This is a genomic window from Lysobacter xanthus, assembly GCF_047159895.1.
Map to the genome: position 1 here is coordinate 1 of NZ_BAAGAB020000147.1, position 1,688 is coordinate 1,688.

At 72.6% G+C, this 1,688-nt stretch carries 4 protein-coding genes; 1 reads left to right on the forward strand and 3 read right to left on the reverse strand.

Annotated features, from left to right (window positions below; translation table 11 throughout):
- Window positions 1–498 (reverse strand): magnesium chelatase domain-containing protein (locus tag ACY35P_RS15555; RefSeq protein WP_462116743.1); only part of this gene is annotated, 498 nt, incomplete at its 3' end.
- 10 nt (window positions 499–508) lie between these two features.
- Window positions 509–790 carry a ubiquinone biosynthesis accessory factor UbiK gene (gene ubiK, locus ACY35P_RS15560; protein ID WP_462116744.1) on the reverse strand — a complete coding sequence of 94 codons (282 nt, stop codon included), beginning with the start codon at window positions 788–790 and terminating at the stop codon, window positions 509–511.
- 170 nt (window positions 791–960) lie between these two features.
- Here ubiK and ACY35P_RS15565 point away from each other — a divergent pair, with 170 nt between their 5' ends.
- A complete protein-coding gene (locus ACY35P_RS15565; protein ID WP_462116745.1) occupies window positions 961–1,299 on the forward strand; it encodes a P-II family nitrogen regulator in 339 nt (112 codons plus the stop codon).
- Window positions 1,300–1,303: 4 nt separating this feature from the next.
- Here ACY35P_RS15565 and ACY35P_RS15570 read toward each other — a convergent pair.
- Window positions 1,304–1,688, reverse strand: a 385-nt coding sequence (locus tag ACY35P_RS15570) for a GGDEF domain-containing protein (RefSeq protein WP_462116746.1), incomplete at its 5' end; no start/stop codon positions are given.

Here is a 1,688-nt window from a genome sequence, read left to right on the forward strand (position 1 = left end):
CATCGCGCACACCTGCAGCAGCGTGCGCGCGGTGCGCGACTCGACCCGGCTGGCCAGCGCGGCCTCGGGCCCGTTCGGCGCCGGGACGACCAGACGGCGTCCGGCTTCGCCCGCGGCGAGCGCGGCGGGCAGCACGCCGTCGACGCCGCGCAGCTCGCCGGTGAGCGCGAGCTCGCCGACGAACTCGACGTCGCGCAGCGCATCGAGCGGGATCTGCCCGCTCGCGGCGAGGATGCCGAGGGCGATGGGAAGATCGAAACGGCCGCCGTCCTTCGGCAGGTCGGCCGGCGCGAGGTTCACGGTGATCCGGCGCTGCGGGAATTCGAACTGCGCGCAGGCGATCGCGGCACGCACGCGGTCCTTGGCTTCGCGCACCGCGGCTTCGGGCAGGCCGACGATGTTCATCGCCGGCAGACCGCCGCCCAGGTGCACTTCCACCCGGACTTCGGGCGCGCGGATGCCCGATCGCGCACGGCTGTGCACGATGGCGAGGTTCATGGCGGGGCGCTCAGTGCGCGGCGGCGCGCGGCGCGTCGGGCGGGCTCTCGAGCCCGGCGACGGTGCGTTCGAGCTGTTCGAGCTTCTCGCGGGTGCGCAGCAGCACCGCGCGCTGCACGTCGAATTCCTCGCGGGTCACGAGGTCCAGCCGCGACAGGCCGGTCTGCAGCACGGCGCGGAAGTTCTGCTGCAGCTCCGCGCGCAGGTCGTGGGCGGACTCGCCGCGCAGGCCGGGCGGCACGAGCGCGCTGAGGCGGCGGGCGAGGTCGTCGAGCTGGTCGAGGTCGATCATGAAAGGGTCTCCGGCAGTGCGGACACGATGCCCCGCACGGCCCGGTCGTCGCCGTCGGCGGGCGCCGCGGGCGGCTGTCGGAAAAGTCCGGCCGACGCGCACTTTACCCGCTCGGCCGATGGCCGGCGGCGAACCCGGCGGCTATCCTGACCGCGACAGGAGGATGCCCGATGAAGATGGTCATGGCGGTGGTGAAGCCGTTCAAGCTCGACGAGGTGCGCGAGGCGCTCGCCGAGGTCGGCGTCGCGGGCATTACGGCGACCGAGGTGAAGGGCTTCGGCCGGCAGAAAGGCCATACCGAGCTCTATCGCGGCGCGGAGTACGTGGTCGACTTCCTGCCCAAGATCAAGCTCGAGGTGGCGGTCGCCGACGACCAGCTCGATGCGGTCGTCGAGGCGATCATGGCGTCGGCCGGCACCGGCAAGATCGGCGACGGCAAGATCTTCGTCTGGGACCTGGAGCGCGTGGTGCGGATCCGCACCGGCGAGCTGGACGGCGACGCGCTCTGAGGCGTCAGCGCGTGCGGATGCAGTTCCGGCCGGCGGCCTTGGCCTGGTAGAGCGCCTCGTCGGCGCGCGCCAGCAGTTCGGGCAGCCCGGCATCGCGGGCAATGAGCGAGGTGACGCCGAGGCTGATCGTCACGCGCAGTCCGGCCGCCACGTCGTTGAAGTCGAGCGCCTCGACGCCCGCACGCAGACGTTCGGCGACCTGCCGCGCCTCGTCGACCGCGCTGTCCGGCAGCAGCACCACGAATTCCTCGCCGCCGGTGCGCGCGATCTCGTCGGCCTGGCGCAGCGCCTGCTGGCAGGCCTCGGCGACGCGCGCGATGACCTGGTCGCCGACCAGGTGCCCGTGCGCGTCGTTGATCGCCTTGAAGCCGTCGATGTCGAGCATCACC